The following is a 15,838-nucleotide window of genomic DNA, read 5'->3' on the forward strand; positions in this document are numbered from 1 at the left end:
CAAATTATAAATTCATCATTTTCTTTATTGCCTTATACCAATAGAAAAAAGCTTCCGGATTGGTCTTCTTTAACTTGTTTAATTTATTGTAGGTTGGGTGTTCAATCAGCCAATCCTTAATTTCCAATGGATTTTTAAACCTTTCTATTTCCTGATTTCCTTTATTCAGTAATGAAGTCAGATAAGCAACTTTAGCGGATGCTGTGATGGCTTCTTCTATTGAAAAGCGGTCAATAATGAAATTCGTGAAATTCTTAATGCCCAATTGCAGGTGTTTGAACTCATCGGATTTCATATCTCTTTCTGCCAATGTGTAACAAGCCAACCAAGTGTCTTTTAGTACTTCCTCAGTATCCGTATCTAATTTCCGATAGCCGATTTCTTCCTGTACTACTCTCGAATAACTTTCTTTTACTACATTGAGATTAGTTATTTGGTCAAACAAAAAACCAATATCATACAACTGTTTAATTATTTCGACAGGACGATTTTTTGAATATAATATGCCTGTGGTTTTGGGTGCAAAAGCCGTAAGCTTATCTCCCAAAATAGCCTCAAACGTTGGCAATACAACTATCGTATCTTTTCCCAACGTGGCTAACCAACTATGATTTATTGGATATTCTTTTGTTTCAGGATATGGATTAGGCGTGTATAACAAATCCAATAATATAGGTTCTTCGTGACCATCTATCACACTTTTATAGAAAATCTTGAAATGTCCGATAGGTGCATCAGGAGTATGCTTTCGGTCGTTATCATCTTCCCAACGGATAAACATTTCTAATTGGCTAATCGTCTCTAAAATCGCCTCGATTTTATCCTCAGGTTCTTCTGTAATGATGTCAATATCTATTGAAAACCGCTTAGGTGTTTCCGTAGCTAAAAGGAGAGCCGTTCCGCCTTTAAACACAAAATTCAGATTATTCAATTGCAGTTGTTCCAAAAGTGTTAAAGCGTATATTACTTTTTCAATCAGTTTTGGGTCTATGCGTTTACCCAACTTGCTTCGTAAGTCGGTAATCCATTCAATTGTATATGATTTTGTGCCTATCATAATTTATATACTATTGGCATAAATAAAGTTATTTTGCCAAACTTATATTTATCAGTTTTTCAATTTCATCTTCTCTATTTCTTCGGACGGCATATCTACGCATCTTTAATTCGTTTAAAGTGTATTTCTGAAATACACTCCGCATAATAAATTCTTTTTCATTTTGCTGTGCCGAAAAAAGTGCTGTTTCAATCAACATATCCACCAATAACTTTTCCAGTGCAGGAATAACAATTTTCTCTTTTTCTATCAAAGGAGACTCAGAAACCATATTCTTCACAATAAGGACTTCATCTTGGTTATGAATGTAACGGTCAAATATTTCCTCATCAGGATTAAAGAAAACGTTTTTATTGCTTTCTGTTAGAAAGGTAAATACAGATTCGGACGCATCTTTTTCTACTTCTACAATAACATAATGTTTAAATGGCTGGTGACGCATAAAATCATTCAACCACGCCGAATCCCAAATACAAAAATTGATATAAGGAAATTCTCGCTTTATCTTATTGAATATTCTTTTTAGCGTAATTGAAATATTAGGCTGAAAAGGAGTAAGACTATCCAATTCATAAATTCCTCTGGACGGAGAATTGATTACTCCCTCTTTTTTCAGCTTGGACAGATACATATTAATGGTATTGTCAGACCATTTGGGAAAATCTTTTTTGATTGAACCAACAAGTTCCTGCTTGGGAAGTTTCTCGCTTCTCTTGAAATAACGACGAATATGTTTTTCTAACGTTTCTGCCAAAATATTTTTTATTGTAAATGTACGATTATTTTATATAAGTTTGGCACAAAACTCATTTTTTATCAAAGTTATATATCTGCACAACTTTGAAAAGAACAGAAAAAAAAGAAAGCCTTTATGCTAACGGATATAAGATAACGAAGCACTGTAAGTCCCGAAGGGTGGCGAAGCCATTATGCGTGTGCAGTTATCGCTATCCGTTATATTTGCTTCCCTTTTTGTTTGTTTTTTAATACCTCTACAAATCCTTCTCCATATACTCTTCTAAAGAAGATTTCAGTTGGTCTAAAAATGCGGTTCGTGAATTGGCACGATATTTCATTCGGTGGAAAGCATTATGCAAATCCCCTAAGGTAATCTGAAACAGTTTTTCCAACACCAGACTGACTTTACGTATTCCTACTTTACCATAAGAAAGAGAGCCATTCGCATACAGCGCATAAATCAATTCTATCAAGGCATTTTTGCTATCCGTCCAAAGAATACCATCGGATGAAATATCCCTTGCAGAAAGAGAACCTGTTATTTCATCATCATTAATTTTTTGGAGAATGTAGGTATAGAGTAGTTCGTTGGCTATTATCCGAGCCACTTTATTATCATAATAGGTTGAAAACAATGGGTCAATTTCAAAGACAAAACTATTCAAGCCGTCGTGGAAATTGATGTTGCCCAACCTAAAGTAAGTTTCATCACGATCGGTTCTTCCTGAGCGATAATATCGGTAAAAGTCCGAATTATAGATATGCTCCCTGTATTCCTGTTTTAATTCCCTTAATTGTTCTGAAAAATAACTTGCGTACATCTTTCCTCCATCAACAGGACAAGCTGTCTGTATGCGAAATATTTTATTGTGGTAAATGAGTTTGGAGAGAATGTATGGCTTAATGTTGCGAAAGAAATTGATTTCCTCCCAATGGTTTTTAAAGCCCTGCTTGGTAATATCCTCTCTTATTGACCATAAGTATTCTTGCAGGTATATCGTCGTTTGATATGCTTCATCAATTGCATTAGATGCAGACAGCGAAATAGCATTTTCTTTTCGCTGTATCTCCGAGATGATATGATTTAATGAAGATGTCATTTCACTTTGTCTAATCTCTTATTTTCTAATAGACAACTTTCATCATTGTAATCACTGACAAACCCAACAAGCATTGTTACGGGGTATCAGTTTTCAATCTGTTGAATATTTCTTTGAAAATTATTACATAAGAATTCGCTAAAAGTTGTTCTATTCGCTTACAGTTATACCTCATTCAATTATATACTTGATTATATCGGCAGTTTCAACCTCAATTTTATTAGCCTCAATCCTAAGGATATTTTCTTCGTCTTCAAGGTCGAAGTTAATTTTGTAGACAGTGTTGTACTGTGCTAAAATTTTCTACTGTTTTCATGTTTCTGTTTATCAAACCGGAGTTTCGAAACAACTTCAATAGCAACTTATTTATCTCAAGGATGAATGGACAAAATAGAAGTTACAAACAGCGCCCCCGTATGCAAATTCATGTAGCTTTTTCGTCTAAATTCAGTGCCATTACAAAAAAGTCGAATTTCTGAGAACCAATGTTTTGTGAATACTGACTTATTATCTGATAGCCCTTTTTGTGATAAAAATTTATTGCATTTTGATTCTCTTTTAATACAGAGAGCCAAATACGCTGATATTTCAAAGCAATTATTTCTTGCATTAAAATTTTATGCAGTTCTTTACCGATTCCTTTGCTTATAAATTTTTTTACGACATAAATCTTATCAAGATAGCACGTATTTGGTGGGATTATCAATTGGCTTGTGAAGTCCAGTTTAACTTTCGCATAACCAACAGGAATACTATCGTAGAAAGCAATCCAATAAATGGATTCCGCTTTTAGTATACTGTCGTGAATCCTTTTTTCCGAAAAAATGTCTTCCAAGTAATCCAACAGGTCGTTCTTGTCGTTGAAAAAAGACTCAAACGTATCTGAAAATGTTATACGTCCCAATTTTGAAATAGTTATCACGTCATCTATGTCGGCTTTTCTAATATTTATCATAAGTAAGTATGTTTAAGATGGCTGCTTTTTCTATCGTATAAAGTTCATGGGATAGGTCGGTACAATTTGACCTTTTAGGATTTTTTGAAGTTTGGAAGCCATAAGCCTTTTTGTCAAAGGTTTGAGATAATCGAGATAGAGAACTCCCTCGGTATGGTCGTATTCGTGTTGTATCATTCGCGCGGTCGTTCCACTGAATGTACGGATTTGCTTTTTAAAATTCCGATTATAATATTCAATCGTTATCGCCCAATTCCGCTTTACTTTGTAGAATAAATTTGGAATACTTAAACAGCCCTCTTCGTCTTCCCAAAGTTCTTCAGACCGTTGGATGATTTTGGCATTGATGAAAGTTTCCATTATGCCTTTATCATCTTGGGGGAAATAAAACTTTCTCTCTTCTTCTCCGAGGTTATCAAAAGTTGATTTACTGTCCACGATAAACAATCTAACCGGAAGTCCTATCTGTGGTGATGCCAATCCGCAACCATTGGCATTTTCCATAGTTTCCCACATATCGGCAATTAATTTATCCAGTTCAGGATAATCCTTTTCGATGTCGTTGCATTTCTGTTTTAAGATATGGTGTCCGTATGCTAAGATGGATCGTTTCATTATTCTTTGGATTTTTCAACAAATTTCCAAAGAATAAACATGGTAGGCAATGAACCTATGTTAAGTATTTGCGCACGGATTCCGTTGATTTTCAACGATGTTTGTGATTGCTATGCAATTTGTCTGCGTATCCGGCTCAAAGCCTGTGGTGTTATCCCGATATAGGAAGCAACGTATTTTAACGGAATGAATTTTAAAATATCAGGTTGCTCATTGAACAGGTTTAGATACCGTTCTTTGGCTGTATGTTTTAAAAGCGACAATTCTCTTTTGCTTTTTTGCAAAAACAGTTTCTCCGACACAAAACGCCCTAAATAGTTTCCTGCTTTGGTCTCTGCATATACTTTTTGCAAATCATCATAAGATATTTGCCAAACCACGGTTTCCGTCAATGCCTGCAATTCGTATTCAGATGGTGTCTGGGTCAGGAATGAATTGTAAGCACAGGTAAATTCTTTATCAAAACAGAAATTAAAAGTCAGTTCGTTTTCATCATCTGGAATATAAAATCGAACGATGCCTGTTTCTACAAAGGAAAGGTACTTTTCTGTTTCGCCCTGTCGTGTGATGGTTTCGTTTTTGGCAAAAACCCTCCTGTCAAAGTGGGAAGCTATAAATTCCCATTCTGTTTCCTGTAATTTTAGTATCCGCTCGTAGTATTCTCTGATGTGCCCCATAAAAATATTCTCTTTTTAGTCTGTCTTTAAAGAAAGGAAATACAAATTTAGCATTTTTATAATAAACCGGTTTTTGTGCGGATATCTCATAACTATGTTAACCTACGGTAAAACACCAGCAAAAACATTGCTTTCAGCCATTTTATATCACTACATATTGGTTGCAAGGAACTATTCTTTTTCATGTTTTATAAGGTCTTTGCCACTAAAAAAAATTCTCCGCTTGCTGGTAGAAGGTTGTCGGTTCTGTTCTTAAAGTATTTTTCCGTCATATCTTTTGTGGAGATTGTCTGTATTTCTTTTAAACCTACTTTTTCAGCGAGTTTTATAATTTCTTCAACCGAAAAAAAACTTACAAAAGGAGTACCTGAAGCTGCCGCTCCTTTTATCGACATTTCCATTAATGGCTTGTCTTCTTCATCAAGTAATTCCAATGGCAGATAAAAGGCCATTGCAATAGTAGAACCAGGTGCAAGCAAAGTCATTTTTTGCAGTGTGTCGGTAATCGCTTCTTTGGTAAGATAAAGCGTAACACCGATACAAGATACAAAAGCCCTTTGTTCAACATTAAAACCTTTATTTAATAGCTCGTCCCACCAAGATGAGATTTCAAAATCGACAGGTACAAAGTGAAGATTGCCGGGGATTTTATAGCCGTTTTCAATCAGCTTTTCTTCTTTCCAAGTCAAAGTATCGTGCTGGTCAATTTCATAAATATCAACATAGGAACTTATGGCCGTGTTCCGTTGGGCAAAACTATCCAATCCTGCACCAAGCAAAACGTATTGTTTTACTCCTTTTTCAATTTGCCCTTTAGCTATATCTTCAATAAAACGTGAACGGGCTACGATAGAAGCCCGCAACCGCTTGGTATATTTCATGTCAGGCCGTTCCTGCCAATCATCATCAGGTGCAATTAACTTGAATCCTATTTCATCTTCAAGTATATGAGGTTTTGCATCTGTCTGAACGTGTAACGCTCTCCATAATGCGGTTCTTACTGCGGTATTATCCGGCTTTATGACTTTATCTCTTCCCATTTCCTTATTTTATTATTAATATCAAGTGCAATTATAATGAAGCTATTTTTTAGCATGTAATCCAATCATATTCCCCTCTGTATCTTCTATTAAAGCAATAGAACCAAAATCCCCCACGTTCAACTTCCGACGAATAATTTTTCCACCTGCAGCTTCAACACAGTTTAATACTGTATTGATTTCTTCGGTTGCAAAATAAATTAAAACACCGCCAATACCGGGTTTTGCTTCATCCATTCTAACAAGCGCACCGCCAATCTCTTGCTTGTTTTCACTGCTTTCAAAAATGGCATATCTCATTTGGCTGTGTCTTTCATTGTTCACTGTCGTTTCCTTAAATCCGCAGTCAAATACTGTTGTGTAAAATTTCTTTGCCCTGTCAAAATCGGATGTATAAATTTCAAACCAATCAATTACTCGTTTCATTTTAAACTGTTTTTGATTAATTCAACAAAGTTAAAGTTCCCCGTTTTTTGAAAATTGGATAAAACCGACAGTACTAAAACTTCAATTCCGGAAAATTGGGCAATTGTTCGTTTGCATTAAGAAGAAATGACTTTGGAGTCGTGCCTGTAAAATATTTAAAATCTCTGATAAAATGAGATTGGTCAAAATAATTCTCTAAATAGGCTATTTCCGTAAGAGCATTAAAGTTAGCCGTTCTTAGCGTTTTTAAAGCTGACTGAAAGCGACAGATTCTTGAATACAACTTTGGGGAAATGCCTATATATGATTTAAACAGACGTTCTAACGAGCGTTCTGATATTCTCAAATCGGCTTGCACCTGTTTTAATTCCTGACCTTTTTGAAACTGGTTTAACGCAAATTTTACTTTATCATTTTCACCTTTACAGTCTGTTGTTTGTTGTAAGAAAAAATGTTCTAAAACCGCTATTTTTTGTTCTAATGTTTGTGTATTTAGAAGTTGGTCATTTATAGTGGTTTTAACTAAATCATTGATGTCAATGTGTCGTTGCGTTAATTCAATTGCTTCTATTCTGAAAACAGTTCTTAAAGCTGCGGGTTGGAAACTGACGCCAATATTTCGAAAACTACCCGTTGCCGTAAGCTGTGAGTACTGAGTAGCTTGCCCAAATAAGAAAGATTGGGGTAATGTTTGCTTGTCTTTATCGTAAAAGACCGTGGGATTTTCCTGAAAAATCATACCGGGTACGCCCTCGGGAATTATTTTGAATTTTCCAATAAAAGCAGTGCTCGTATTTTCCATTATAAAGAAAAAACGAATATGCTTTCGGAGGGGTGGCACAGGCTGTATTATTTTGATATCCATCCTGAGGTTTTCTAACAAATTTAGCAAAATTAAGCACAATCATCCCAACCCTTCTGTGTTTATATAGATACAATTTCCAATTGATTCTCTTGTTCGGGAATTTGAAAGCCATCTATATATTTGTTTAGGATGAAATCTGTAATCGGAAAAGCGGCATTTGCCTCAAAAGTTTTATTTCTAATTTTCAGTCTGTTTTTTATTGCCGAAATAGGAGGGTTCATATAAACAAGAAACCACTTTCCGTGGTTTGTTTCCACTATCCGCTTAAACTCGTTACGCTTTTCCTTTTGCCAAAAGCTAAAGTCTACTACTATATTCCGTTTGGATTTTAGAAGTTCCAAAAACTGAATAAACAGTGCCTTTTCTGCTAAAGCTGATAGCTTATCATATTCTTCTTCAGCATAATCTATTCCGAACTGACCATAGTTATTCCATATTTCTTCATCGACCGATAGCCTATGAAAACCATAACATTCTAACTGTTTTGCGAATGTGGTTTTTCCGGATCCTGACAGTCCACACATGAGAACGACTTTGGGCATATGCTCACAGTTTAGAATTAAGTCGAACACTTCATTTTCTGTATATATCATATTATAAGGGTCTTTTTTTTGTAAATTTCTCGTTAAACCCATAACAAGTTTTAGATTTCATTTTTTACTTAATCTCTCAGCTTGTTATCAGCCTATATTATTCATAACACTATTTTTAACTGCGTAGCAACGTAGGGCGAAGCCTTAAAGTAGTACTGTTGTTTTTTGAATATACTTTTTATCGTTCTTTCAGTCACTTGCGATGGTCTCCAAGCGTTAACTCCGGCCGTGACATTTAAGAATATGTTGTCGCCAATTTTTATCTCTGGACGAACACCTCCTATTATATAAGCATGCGAGAAAATCTTATCTTTTCCATCTTGTTCTAAAAGAGCTGTTTGTCCATTCATCTCCCCGATTAGATTTAATCGGAATATGTTGTTCAGGTCATATCGGAAACACATTTCCAAGCCGTCCAAAACATTGATTTCAACATTATATTTCCTTTCCATTTTCCAATTGAGATAAAGTGCTGGAAATAACATCGGATATCCAAAGGAGTTATTGATAGCAGCTCCTACCCCTAAGTCCAAGTTTGACCTTAAATGATATATGAATACTGTTCCCATACTACCAAGTGTGTTTTTAAATCTTATTTGGGAAAACTCTGTACTCGGCATGTATGTGCCTCCACCTATACTTGCCATAATTGACCATTTATCGTTCAAAGGACGTAAATGATTTAGATTCAAGCCAACATTCATAATTCTATCCGTTACTATAGGTTCGTCAAAATTACGATTGTTTAATCGCGCCTGTGCAAATCTTCCGCTTATCGACCATATTGTAGGACGATTCTTTTCATTTAGCTTCACCGACAGAGGAATGTGTACATCCGCTTGATAAATTACAGCGGAACCTTTTGCATCTCCCACTTTTTGATAGGTTTTACCGTCGGTCTTCCTATAGCTTGATTCTCCTAAATACTCTGTTTTGACTTGTATCTGTATTTGAGCAACTATATCATAACACGTGAATGTCAGGAAAAATAAAATAATAAATTTCATTACCAAATTTCCCCCGATTAACTGTATTTACATAAAGCAAGCGCCTTACCAGCTTGTGTTTTGATTTTTTTTGAAACAAATTGTCTTAAGGTTTCTGTGTCCTTAGTGCAATCCATAACTTGCATGTTTTCAATAAGGTCTGCCTCCCAAAGAATCTGAAAATCTTTTCCATCTATTTTTTCAGGCGTGTGATGGTTTCCAACTATATAACATACTCTTTCAATTACGAATGGTTCATAATTATGTTCACTTAATATATTTCTTGCAATTGGTACTCCTTCCTGCTCTTGGAGATGTCCCTCCATTGATCCATATTTGCGTAATGCTTCCACAGAACCTATGTCGTGTAAAACAGCACTTAACTCTATAATACAACCAGTCTGACTGTCTACATTTTCTCTTTCAATAATCGTCCGTGTATTTTCTAACACCTTCATTGTGTGATCGACGCCATATGGTACAGTTCTGAAAATATTTTTCATCTCTTTGATTACTTGGTCTAATTTCTCGGATTCTCCTATGTCCTTATATTTCATATCACATTATTTTCTGCTAAGGTCTCAAGAATAGAAAAATCAGGCAATGAACCTATGTTAAGTAATCTTTTTGGTGTCTTTGGTTGATATTGGTTGAAAAGCACAATGACCAAGATGTTAATCCTGGTCTTTGGTTTTTAAGAAAACAAAATTGTATTTTCTTTTCGCTATATCTACGAGATAATATGATTTAATGATGATGCCATTTTAGTTGGTTTCTTTATTTACGGTATCAATCTCCAAACTGTTGATAGCCGTTTCTAATTTGTTCAATATTTCGTTATAAAATTGTTCCATAAAGTTGATTTATAGCACTATTTTAATTTTATTGTTAATACAACAACACTTCGCAAGTAAAGCCCCTCTGCTGCAAAACGCTAATGATTACTTCCTCTGATACCTCTTCTAAACTTTCAACTCGTAAAATTTTGTCGCAATCTTCGAGGTCAAAGTTCCAGAATGTTTGTGGAAGTTTATCCAAATATGGCTTTAATGATTGAATGTCATTCTCTGTCAATACCGAAGTCTTAAATATATAAATCACTTTGTTTGAATTTAATGTTACAATTCCTTTTTTCTTTCGGTTCTTTTAACAGGTTACAAACCTGCAATTTGTCGTATTCGGCTCAATCTGTATGGTTGGATGCTGGATTTTGTATTTTTCCATTAGTTGCATAACAGATGAAAGAATATCAACTTCCCTGTTTTTCCCAATCGTATTTACAACAACGTGTAGTGAGCCGATATTATAGTTTCCGTCCAAAGTCCAAATGTGCAGGTCGTGAATGTTTTCAATGCCGTCAATCTTCATAAGCCCATTAGACAACTCTTCCACATTCACGTTTTTGGGAACGGCTTGCAACAAAACTTTCATTGTGCTAATTAGGTTTCGTGTAGCATTATATCCAATGAAAATGGCAATAGCCAAAGCCAATACACCGTCTATCCAATACCAACCTGTAAAATGAATTATTACTGCACCAATCAGAACCGCTACCCAACCTAAAACATCTTCCAACAAGTGTAGCATTATTGCCTTGCTGTTAAAGTCGGTATCGTGTGAATGCGTGTGTCCGTGATGATGTGAGTGACTATTTGAACTTTTTATTTTCAAAAAAGCAAAGCCATTTACAGTTATGCCTAAAATTGCTAACCAAAACATTCCTTTTCCATTTACTATTTCGGGGTTAATGAATGAGCGGTAAGCACTGATGCTCATCAATACCGCTCCAATTAACAGGAAAACAGACATAGTCAAAGCCGACAATAAAGAAAATCTTCTGTATCCATAGGAAAATTCTTCTGTCCGTTTCTTTCCTGACAGCTTTTCCAACAGCACTGCAAAACCAATAGCAACAGCGTCTATAAAATCGTGAAATGCGTCAGCGATTATTGCGGTGGAGTTAGTTAACACTCCGCCAATAAGTTCTATTATTGAAAATGAAAGATTGAGCCAAAAAGCTAATGAAAGCCTGCTTTTATGAGAATGATTATGTGTATGCGACATCGTGTTGAAATTTTGATTTACAATCCTTTTTTTCCTTCAAGCCAATAGCCTTGAGAAGATATTTTTCCTGTCCTTCTGTGTTTCAATACCTTTCTGAAAGTTTGAACCGATTTCACATTTCCTGTCAAAATAAAGCGGGCTTCTTTCCAATCAGTTGTTTGGAAAACCGGCAAATCGTTTATCCATTTTTCGTTTCTGAATGAACCATTTTTTTGGAATACCGTGTAGTTTTCTAAGTCTAACAATGCAGGGACACTTTTATTTGCTTCGTCTAATTCAAAATAGAAGTGAAATTGATGTTTGTGCTTTTTTAAAAGTGGTAGAAGTGAACAGACAAGCCCCAACGAAGTTTCATCGCCAAAAATAAATTGTTGCTGTACGTTAGGTTCGTAGAATTTTTTTCCTCTTGGCAGACTGACAAACAGTTCATCGTTCGCCTTTAAAGTATCCATATATTGGCTTCCAACTCCGTTGCCGTGAATATGAAAGATTATATCAAATATTCCTTTTTTCTTGTCGTGATAAGCAACAGTATAATTTCTGTATTCCGTTTCGGTAACACGAATAACATTGGCGTAGCCAATTTGAAAACTCCACTTTGATATGTCGCCTTGAAAACGTATTTTCTTTATATGCGAACTGATGTAATGAGTTTCCAAAACTTTGACGTTTGGGCGAAGTGAACTCCCGAATAAATCGGCAAGCCATTTTGGTATGCTTGAAATCATTGCTCTAAATTTTAAAGCAAAGGAACAATGAAAGGTTAAGACTGGCAATGCCCACACGAAGTAAGTATTGGACTAATCGTGGTTTTTGTCCCGAAAAGCCAATGCAGTCATTCCTACAACTTTGGTAAACAGGCGTGAAAAATAGGGATAATCGTCATAGCCCAATTCGGTTGCAATTTCTTTTACCGATTTATCGGAATGATAGAGTAGGCGTTTGGCTTCTAAAATAATGCGTTGTTGTATGTGATGCGAAACGGAAATTCCTGTTACATTTTTCACGCATTCATTAAGATAAGGAACGGAAATGTTTAATTTTTGTGCGTATTCTGCCGGGCGTTTGGTGGTAGTAAAATTTCTTTCTAATAATTCCTTAAAGGCTTTGGTCACAATTTCAAACCGTGACAGCTTGTCAATAGGTTTTGATTGGATTAAATACTGTGAAACAATAAGCCCAATTAAACTATTGCAACTCCCGTTTAACAGAGAATGATATAGTTTTTCGTGTTTTCGTTCAGATAGCTTTATACAAAGTGATACCGCTTCGGAAATAACGGAAACAGTTTCTTGTTTTAACAATAAAGGTTTCGCAGGTGCAATTTCTTCCAACAAAGAAAGGTATTCAGGGTTTATATTTTCGTTCCTAATGAGTAATCCGCAAATTGTTACATCTTTCGTTTGTAAAAATCGGTGTACCTGATTGGGATGGATATATAAAACAGTCGATTTTTTTATGTTACATTTCTGGAAGTCAATTTCAAAAGTGGTTGTTCCTTTTTCCTGTATAAGGAAAAAATGAAAATCGTGTCGGTGTGAATAGCTTGCTTCTTCTACTGGTATATCTTTCGCTGACATTCTTCCAATGACAATTCCTGCGTTATATTCATCAGGCAGAGAATGTACAGGTATGGATTCTGTTTTTTTTCGCATTGGCTTTTCAGTCTTTATCGCATACAAATTTAAAAATAATTGCTCCCAAAATGGTTAATTATTGTATTTATCTGCACTATTCACAACCTCCTCCCTTTCTTCTTTTTCTTCAGTCGTTTAGCAAACTGTTCTTCCTCGTAATCCACGCCCTGTGCCTCGGGTAACAGGCTGAACAACCCACCAATATCAAAATTAGACAAATGTTCCTGTGGGATAAACCCGAAAAGGTCTTTTGTTTGTTGATTATCTATTGTATTCATTTTGGAAACAGGGTTGTCCTGTGTTTTCAGTTCGGGTTTGCTACCGTTGTTCCACCAATCGTTGAATACATTTGCCGACAGGTTTCTGTCTAACTGTGAACCATTCCAAACACTACGGCTCTCGTGGTCGATAAAAGTCATTCCGTAAATTCGTCCATTGTCGTTCCTGCGGACAACCGTATTAATGCCTTGCTCGACAAGTTGCTTTTTAAACTCCGTTTCGCTGTTTGTGGTATGTATAGCCAATTCAACGGTATTCTTTAAAACTAATCTTGCAGGGTTGCTTTTCATTTTCTCGTTTGACTGTTCAAAGTGTTTTTGCAGTTGTGTTACTCCTGCATCTTTTCCGAAAAGTGATGCTTTAAACGGATTGCTTTCCTTGTTTCCGTTTTCGTCCAATGCTACATACACCAACCCGTTTACCGCCTGACCGTTCCGCTCGCCTTTGACTTCCTCCGCTGTGATATTGAAAAGTGACAATAAGGCATTGTAGCTTCCCATAGTCGGAAAGCTGTAATACTTTGGCAAATGGCGAACTACCGAAGCAATTTGGCTCTTTATATCGCCACGCTGATAATCCACAGGTCTGAAAACTTTGTTGGCTTGTTTCTGCTCCTGCTCGGTGGCTTTGTGCAGGTTGTATTTCTGCTCCAAATCCCGACAGATTGCCATTGACCGTGGGTGGTCGTAATCATCGGGGATTTTCTTTCCGTCAATGCCTACGCAGGTCGAAACGATATGGATATGTGTTCGGTCAATGTCCGTATGTTTGAAAACAATATAAGGTTGATTGCCGTAGCCCATACGCTCCATATATTCCTGTGCCATTTCCGTAAACTGTTCATCGCTAACCTTGTCTTTCGGGTCAGGGTTCAATGAAATATGCCGTACTGTCTTTTCCGTTTTGATGTTTGCCGACAAATAAGGCTCAAAACATTTATTGAAATACGCGACAGAATACCTGCCATTCATTGTGTCGGGTATCTTGTTCAGCAACAAAACCGCTCCGTTTTCCGTTTCCACTTTCTGCTGATTGTACAAAATCGCTCCGTACATATTGCTCCCTTTTCCGATTTTTGCAATCATAATTTCACTCTTTATTTAGATATTTCTTTTCAAATCTGTCGGTAAGAATTAAAACCTTTAGCAATAGTTCTTTCATTTCTGCTGTCTGCTTTTCCAATTTATAGAGATATGCAGATGCTTTTTTCTCCGAAAAATTGGCGTTCAATAATCTTACAATCTGATTGTAATTGGTTGCTATTCCCCGAAACTGACCGAAAAATTTGGTCAATCCTGTGTGGTATTCTACCGCATTCATATCAATTTTTACGGTCTTTACCGTCTTCTGAAAGATACAGGCTGTAATGAAATGTGCCTTTACGTTCATTCCTGATTGGTCAAACAGGGCAAGGAACTTGGTGTTTTCCTCTGCATTCAGGTTAATGGAATACCGATGTACGGCAGGGTCGTTCTTCGGTTTTCTCCCTGTCTTTTTAATCTGCTTACTGTTCTTTTCTTCCATAATAAATCCATTTTAATGTTAAACCAAAACTGCGACTTCGGAGCGGTTTTCAGCCCCCTGCAAGGGCAAGTGCTTTTGAGGTACTGAAATTCATTTCGAGTACCTCAAAAGATAACTTGCTCTGAACAGGGGTTCAGAAAAATCCGTTTTGCAAACGGATTGGAGTTAGCCGAAAAAACCGACCGCTTCCGTTTACAAATTTCGGGAAGACTATTTGAATAACAGCGATTTACAAACACGACAATGAACGCCAAATAGTGCCACTGACTGCCACCTTTAAGCGGATTGGGATTGCTTTTATTTCCTTTGTGTGGTTAGTTGGCTGATTGGCTACGGAGTTAGTCAACAGGCTAAATAAATTGCTTGTAATCCGTTGGCTTTTTAGCTAACCAAACAGCTAATTGGAAATATACAGGTGCATAGATGCTTAAATAGATACAATAGTATATACAACTGACTGTTCAGCTAATCTGAAACAACATTAAAAACGATAGATATGATACACGAAGAAAACAAAAAACAGCAACCCGAAGAATAGGATTTTATGGAAATGATTATCGGTAACGACAAGAAAAATACCCAACAGGAACAGCAAGCCGTAACACATTGGGACGACTTTACCGCAGACGAAAAATCCGTAGAAACGGAAGATACAAAACCTACTGCAAGTAATACCAAAAGAACGACCTCAAAGTCAAAGAAGCTGACGAAAGAGGATTACTGCGGACAATTCTTTAAAATCCCGAACACTACGGCAAGCAAAGGCAAATCGGTCTATGTACGGCAGGAACACCACGAAACGTTCAACAGGCTTACAAATATTATGGGTATCGACAAACTGACGATTTATGCGTATCTGGACAACATTATCGAATACCATTTTCAGGAGTTCGGGGAGTTGATTAAGGAAATCTATAACGAGAAGCACAAACCATTGTTTTGATAGCGGTGCGTTGTTGGTGGGTAGTGCATTTCCTCTTAAAATTTTTTCCAAAAGAAAAAAACAGAAAAAAAAGAAAGCCATTCAATCAAGGCGGACAAGCGGAAAAACCAAAAGGAAACGGAATAAATCCCGAAGGGTGGCAGGGCAACACAAAATATTCGGCGAAGCCACCTTTTTTGCCCTGCCATTATGCCGTAAGCTTTTGGTTGGGCGGTGCGATGGGTGTCCGCCTTATCTTTGCTATCTTTTTGTTCTTTTTTGGTACAAGAATACAAAATAAAAGCCCCGTTTTTTTTCGGGGCTTGATTTGTTGTTTTGTTAAATGCTAATCTCTTTTCA

The 15,838-nt window shown here is 36.3% G+C and carries 19 protein-coding genes; 1 reads left to right on the plus strand and 18 read right to left on the minus strand.

Annotation, left to right across the window (positions count from 1 at the left end):
- Nucleotides 1–4 precede the first annotated feature (4 nt).
- The 17 genes from C8P70_RS11495 to mobA all read right to left on the minus strand — a co-directional run bounded on the left by C8P70_RS11495 (nucleotide 5) and on the right by mobA (nucleotide 14,556).
- Nucleotides 5–1,057, minus strand: a complete 1,053-nt coding sequence (locus tag C8P70_RS11495; RefSeq protein ID WP_133713463.1) for a nucleotidyl transferase AbiEii/AbiGii toxin family protein — start codon at nucleotides 1,055–1,057, stop codon at nucleotides 5–7.
- A 28-nt stretch (nucleotides 1,058–1,085) separates the two neighbouring features.
- On the minus strand, nucleotides 1,086–1,811 hold the full coding sequence (locus C8P70_RS11500) for a DUF6577 family protein (protein ID WP_133713464.1): 726 nt from the start codon (nucleotides 1,809–1,811) through the stop codon (nucleotides 1,086–1,088).
- Nucleotides 1,812–2,049: 238 nt separating this feature from the next.
- Entirely contained in the window at nucleotides 2,050–2,895 is an 846-nt protein-coding gene (locus tag C8P70_RS11505) for an RteC domain-containing protein (RefSeq protein WP_133713465.1), read from the minus strand.
- A 424-nt stretch (nucleotides 2,896–3,319) separates the two neighbouring features.
- A complete protein-coding gene (locus tag C8P70_RS11510; protein WP_133713466.1) occupies nucleotides 3,320–3,850 on the minus strand; it encodes a GNAT family N-acetyltransferase in 531 nt (176 codons plus the stop codon).
- A gap of 30 nt (nucleotides 3,851–3,880) precedes the next feature.
- The gene (def, locus tag C8P70_RS11515; protein WP_133713467.1) at nucleotides 3,881–4,465 is read right to left on the minus strand and encodes a peptide deformylase; all 585 of its coding nucleotides are present in this window, start codon (nucleotides 4,463–4,465) and stop codon (nucleotides 3,881–3,883) included.
- Nucleotides 4,466–4,575: 110 nt separating this feature from the next.
- Nucleotides 4,576–5,142, minus strand: a complete 567-nt coding sequence (locus tag C8P70_RS11520; RefSeq protein WP_013632699.1) for a Crp/Fnr family transcriptional regulator — start codon at nucleotides 5,140–5,142, stop codon at nucleotides 4,576–4,578.
- 188 nt (nucleotides 5,143–5,330) lie between these two features.
- Nucleotides 5,331–6,182, minus strand: a complete 852-nt coding sequence (locus C8P70_RS11525) for a class I SAM-dependent methyltransferase (RefSeq protein ID WP_133713468.1) — start codon at nucleotides 6,180–6,182, stop codon at nucleotides 5,331–5,333.
- Between the two features lie 42 nt (nucleotides 6,183–6,224).
- Nucleotides 6,225–6,608, minus strand: a complete 384-nt coding sequence (locus tag C8P70_RS11530; RefSeq protein WP_133713469.1) for a VOC family protein — start codon at nucleotides 6,606–6,608, stop codon at nucleotides 6,225–6,227.
- Nucleotides 6,609–6,681: 73 nt separating this feature from the next.
- Entirely contained in the window at nucleotides 6,682–7,473 is a 792-nt protein-coding gene (locus C8P70_RS11535) for a helix-turn-helix transcriptional regulator (RefSeq protein ID WP_133713470.1), read from the minus strand.
- 59 nt (nucleotides 7,474–7,532) lie between these two features.
- Nucleotides 7,533–8,066, minus strand: a complete 534-nt coding sequence (locus C8P70_RS11540) for an AAA family ATPase (RefSeq protein ID WP_208293402.1) — start codon at nucleotides 8,064–8,066, stop codon at nucleotides 7,533–7,535.
- Nucleotides 8,067–8,167: 101 nt separating this feature from the next.
- Nucleotides 8,168–9,073, minus strand: a complete 906-nt coding sequence (locus tag C8P70_RS11545; protein WP_133713472.1) for a DUF6268 family outer membrane beta-barrel protein — start codon at nucleotides 9,071–9,073, stop codon at nucleotides 8,168–8,170.
- A gap of 17 nt (nucleotides 9,074–9,090) precedes the next feature.
- Nucleotides 9,091–9,609, minus strand: coding sequence for an HD domain-containing protein (locus C8P70_RS11550; RefSeq protein WP_133713473.1), 519 nt, complete (start codon nucleotides 9,607–9,609; stop codon nucleotides 9,091–9,093).
- A gap of 589 nt (nucleotides 9,610–10,198) precedes the next feature.
- Nucleotides 10,199–11,116 carry a cation diffusion facilitator family transporter gene (locus C8P70_RS11560; RefSeq protein ID WP_133713475.1) on the minus strand — a complete coding sequence of 306 codons (918 nt, stop codon included), beginning with the start codon at nucleotides 11,114–11,116 and terminating at the stop codon, nucleotides 10,199–10,201.
- Between the two features lie 17 nt (nucleotides 11,117–11,133).
- Entirely contained in the window at nucleotides 11,134–11,844 is a 711-nt protein-coding gene (locus C8P70_RS11565) for an FAD-binding oxidoreductase (RefSeq protein ID WP_133713476.1), read from the minus strand.
- A 72-nt stretch (nucleotides 11,845–11,916) separates the two neighbouring features.
- Nucleotides 11,917–12,771, minus strand: coding sequence for a helix-turn-helix domain-containing protein (locus tag C8P70_RS11570; protein ID WP_133713477.1), 855 nt, complete (start codon nucleotides 12,769–12,771; stop codon nucleotides 11,917–11,919).
- 80 nt (nucleotides 12,772–12,851) lie between these two features.
- Nucleotides 12,852–14,117, minus strand: a complete 1,266-nt coding sequence (mobB, locus tag C8P70_RS11575) for a conjugal transfer protein MobB (protein WP_133713478.1) — start codon at nucleotides 14,115–14,117, stop codon at nucleotides 12,852–12,854.
- A 4-nt stretch (nucleotides 14,118–14,121) separates the two neighbouring features.
- Entirely contained in the window at nucleotides 14,122–14,556 is a 435-nt protein-coding gene (gene mobA, locus C8P70_RS11580) for a conjugal transfer protein MobA (RefSeq protein WP_133713479.1), read from the minus strand.
- Between the two features lie 544 nt (nucleotides 14,557–15,100).
- Here mobA and C8P70_RS11585 point away from each other — a divergent pair.
- Nucleotides 15,101–15,499, plus strand: coding sequence for a DUF3408 domain-containing protein (locus C8P70_RS11585; RefSeq protein WP_243832704.1), 399 nt, complete (start codon nucleotides 15,101–15,103; stop codon nucleotides 15,497–15,499).
- A 35-nt stretch (nucleotides 15,500–15,534) separates the two neighbouring features.
- Here the strand turns inward: C8P70_RS11585 and C8P70_RS13915 are convergent.
- The coding region (locus tag C8P70_RS13915; protein WP_208293403.1) for a hypothetical protein at nucleotides 15,535–15,838 on the minus strand (304 nt) is incomplete at its 5' end.

This window comes from Myroides indicus, assembly GCF_004364575.1.
Lineage (GTDB): Bacteria > Bacteroidota > Bacteroidia > Flavobacteriales > Flavobacteriaceae > Flavobacterium > Flavobacterium indicum_A.

Excerpts from the sequence above, each read along its gene's own strand:
- C8P70_RS11510 (WP_133713466.1), bottom strand. The coding sequence starts at position 3,850 with ATGATAAATATTAGAAAAGCCGACATAGATGACGTGATAACTATTTCA.
- def (WP_133713467.1), bottom strand. The coding sequence starts at position 4,465 with ATGAAACGATCCATCTTAGCATACGGACACCATATCTTAAAACAGAAA.
- mobB (WP_133713478.1), bottom strand. The coding sequence starts at position 14,117 with ATGATTGCAAAAATCGGAAAAGGGAGCAATATGTACGGAGCGATTTTG.
- C8P70_RS11565 (WP_133713476.1), bottom strand. The coding sequence starts at position 11,844 with ATGATTTCAAGCATACCAAAATGGCTTGCCGATTTATTCGGGAGTTCA.
- C8P70_RS11525 (WP_133713468.1), bottom strand. The coding sequence starts at position 6,182 with ATGGGAAGAGATAAAGTCATAAAGCCGGATAATACCGCAGTAAGAACC.
- C8P70_RS11535 (WP_133713470.1), bottom strand. The coding sequence starts at position 7,473 with ATGGATATCAAAATAATACAGCCTGTGCCACCCCTCCGAAAGCATATT.
- C8P70_RS11585 (WP_243832704.1), top strand. The coding sequence starts at position 15,101 with ATGGAAATGATTATCGGTAACGACAAGAAAAATACCCAACAGGAACAG.
- C8P70_RS11550 (WP_133713473.1), bottom strand. The coding sequence starts at position 9,609 with ATGAAATATAAGGACATAGGAGAATCCGAGAAATTAGACCAAGTAATC.
- mobA (WP_133713479.1), bottom strand. The coding sequence starts at position 14,556 with ATGGAAGAAAAGAACAGTAAGCAGATTAAAAAGACAGGGAGAAAACCG.
- C8P70_RS11545 (WP_133713472.1), bottom strand. The coding sequence starts at position 9,073 with ATGAAATTTATTATTTTATTTTTCCTGACATTCACGTGTTATGATATA.
- C8P70_RS11530 (WP_133713469.1), bottom strand. The coding sequence starts at position 6,608 with ATGAAACGAGTAATTGATTGGTTTGAAATTTATACATCCGATTTTGAC.
- C8P70_RS11570 (WP_133713477.1), bottom strand. The coding sequence starts at position 12,771 with ATGCGAAAAAAAACAGAATCCATACCTGTACATTCTCTGCCTGATGAA.
- C8P70_RS11520 (WP_013632699.1), bottom strand. The coding sequence starts at position 5,142 with ATGGGGCACATCAGAGAATACTACGAGCGGATACTAAAATTACAGGAA.
- C8P70_RS11540 (WP_208293402.1), bottom strand. The coding sequence starts at position 8,066 with ATGATATATACAGAAAATGAAGTGTTCGACTTAATTCTAAACTGTGAG.
- C8P70_RS11560 (WP_133713475.1), bottom strand. The coding sequence starts at position 11,116 with ATGTCGCATACACATAATCATTCTCATAAAAGCAGGCTTTCATTAGCT.
- C8P70_RS11505 (WP_133713465.1), bottom strand. The coding sequence starts at position 2,895 with ATGACATCTTCATTAAATCATATCATCTCGGAGATACAGCGAAAAGAA.
- C8P70_RS11495 (WP_133713463.1), bottom strand. The coding sequence starts at position 1,057 with ATGATAGGCACAAAATCATATACAATTGAATGGATTACCGACTTACGA.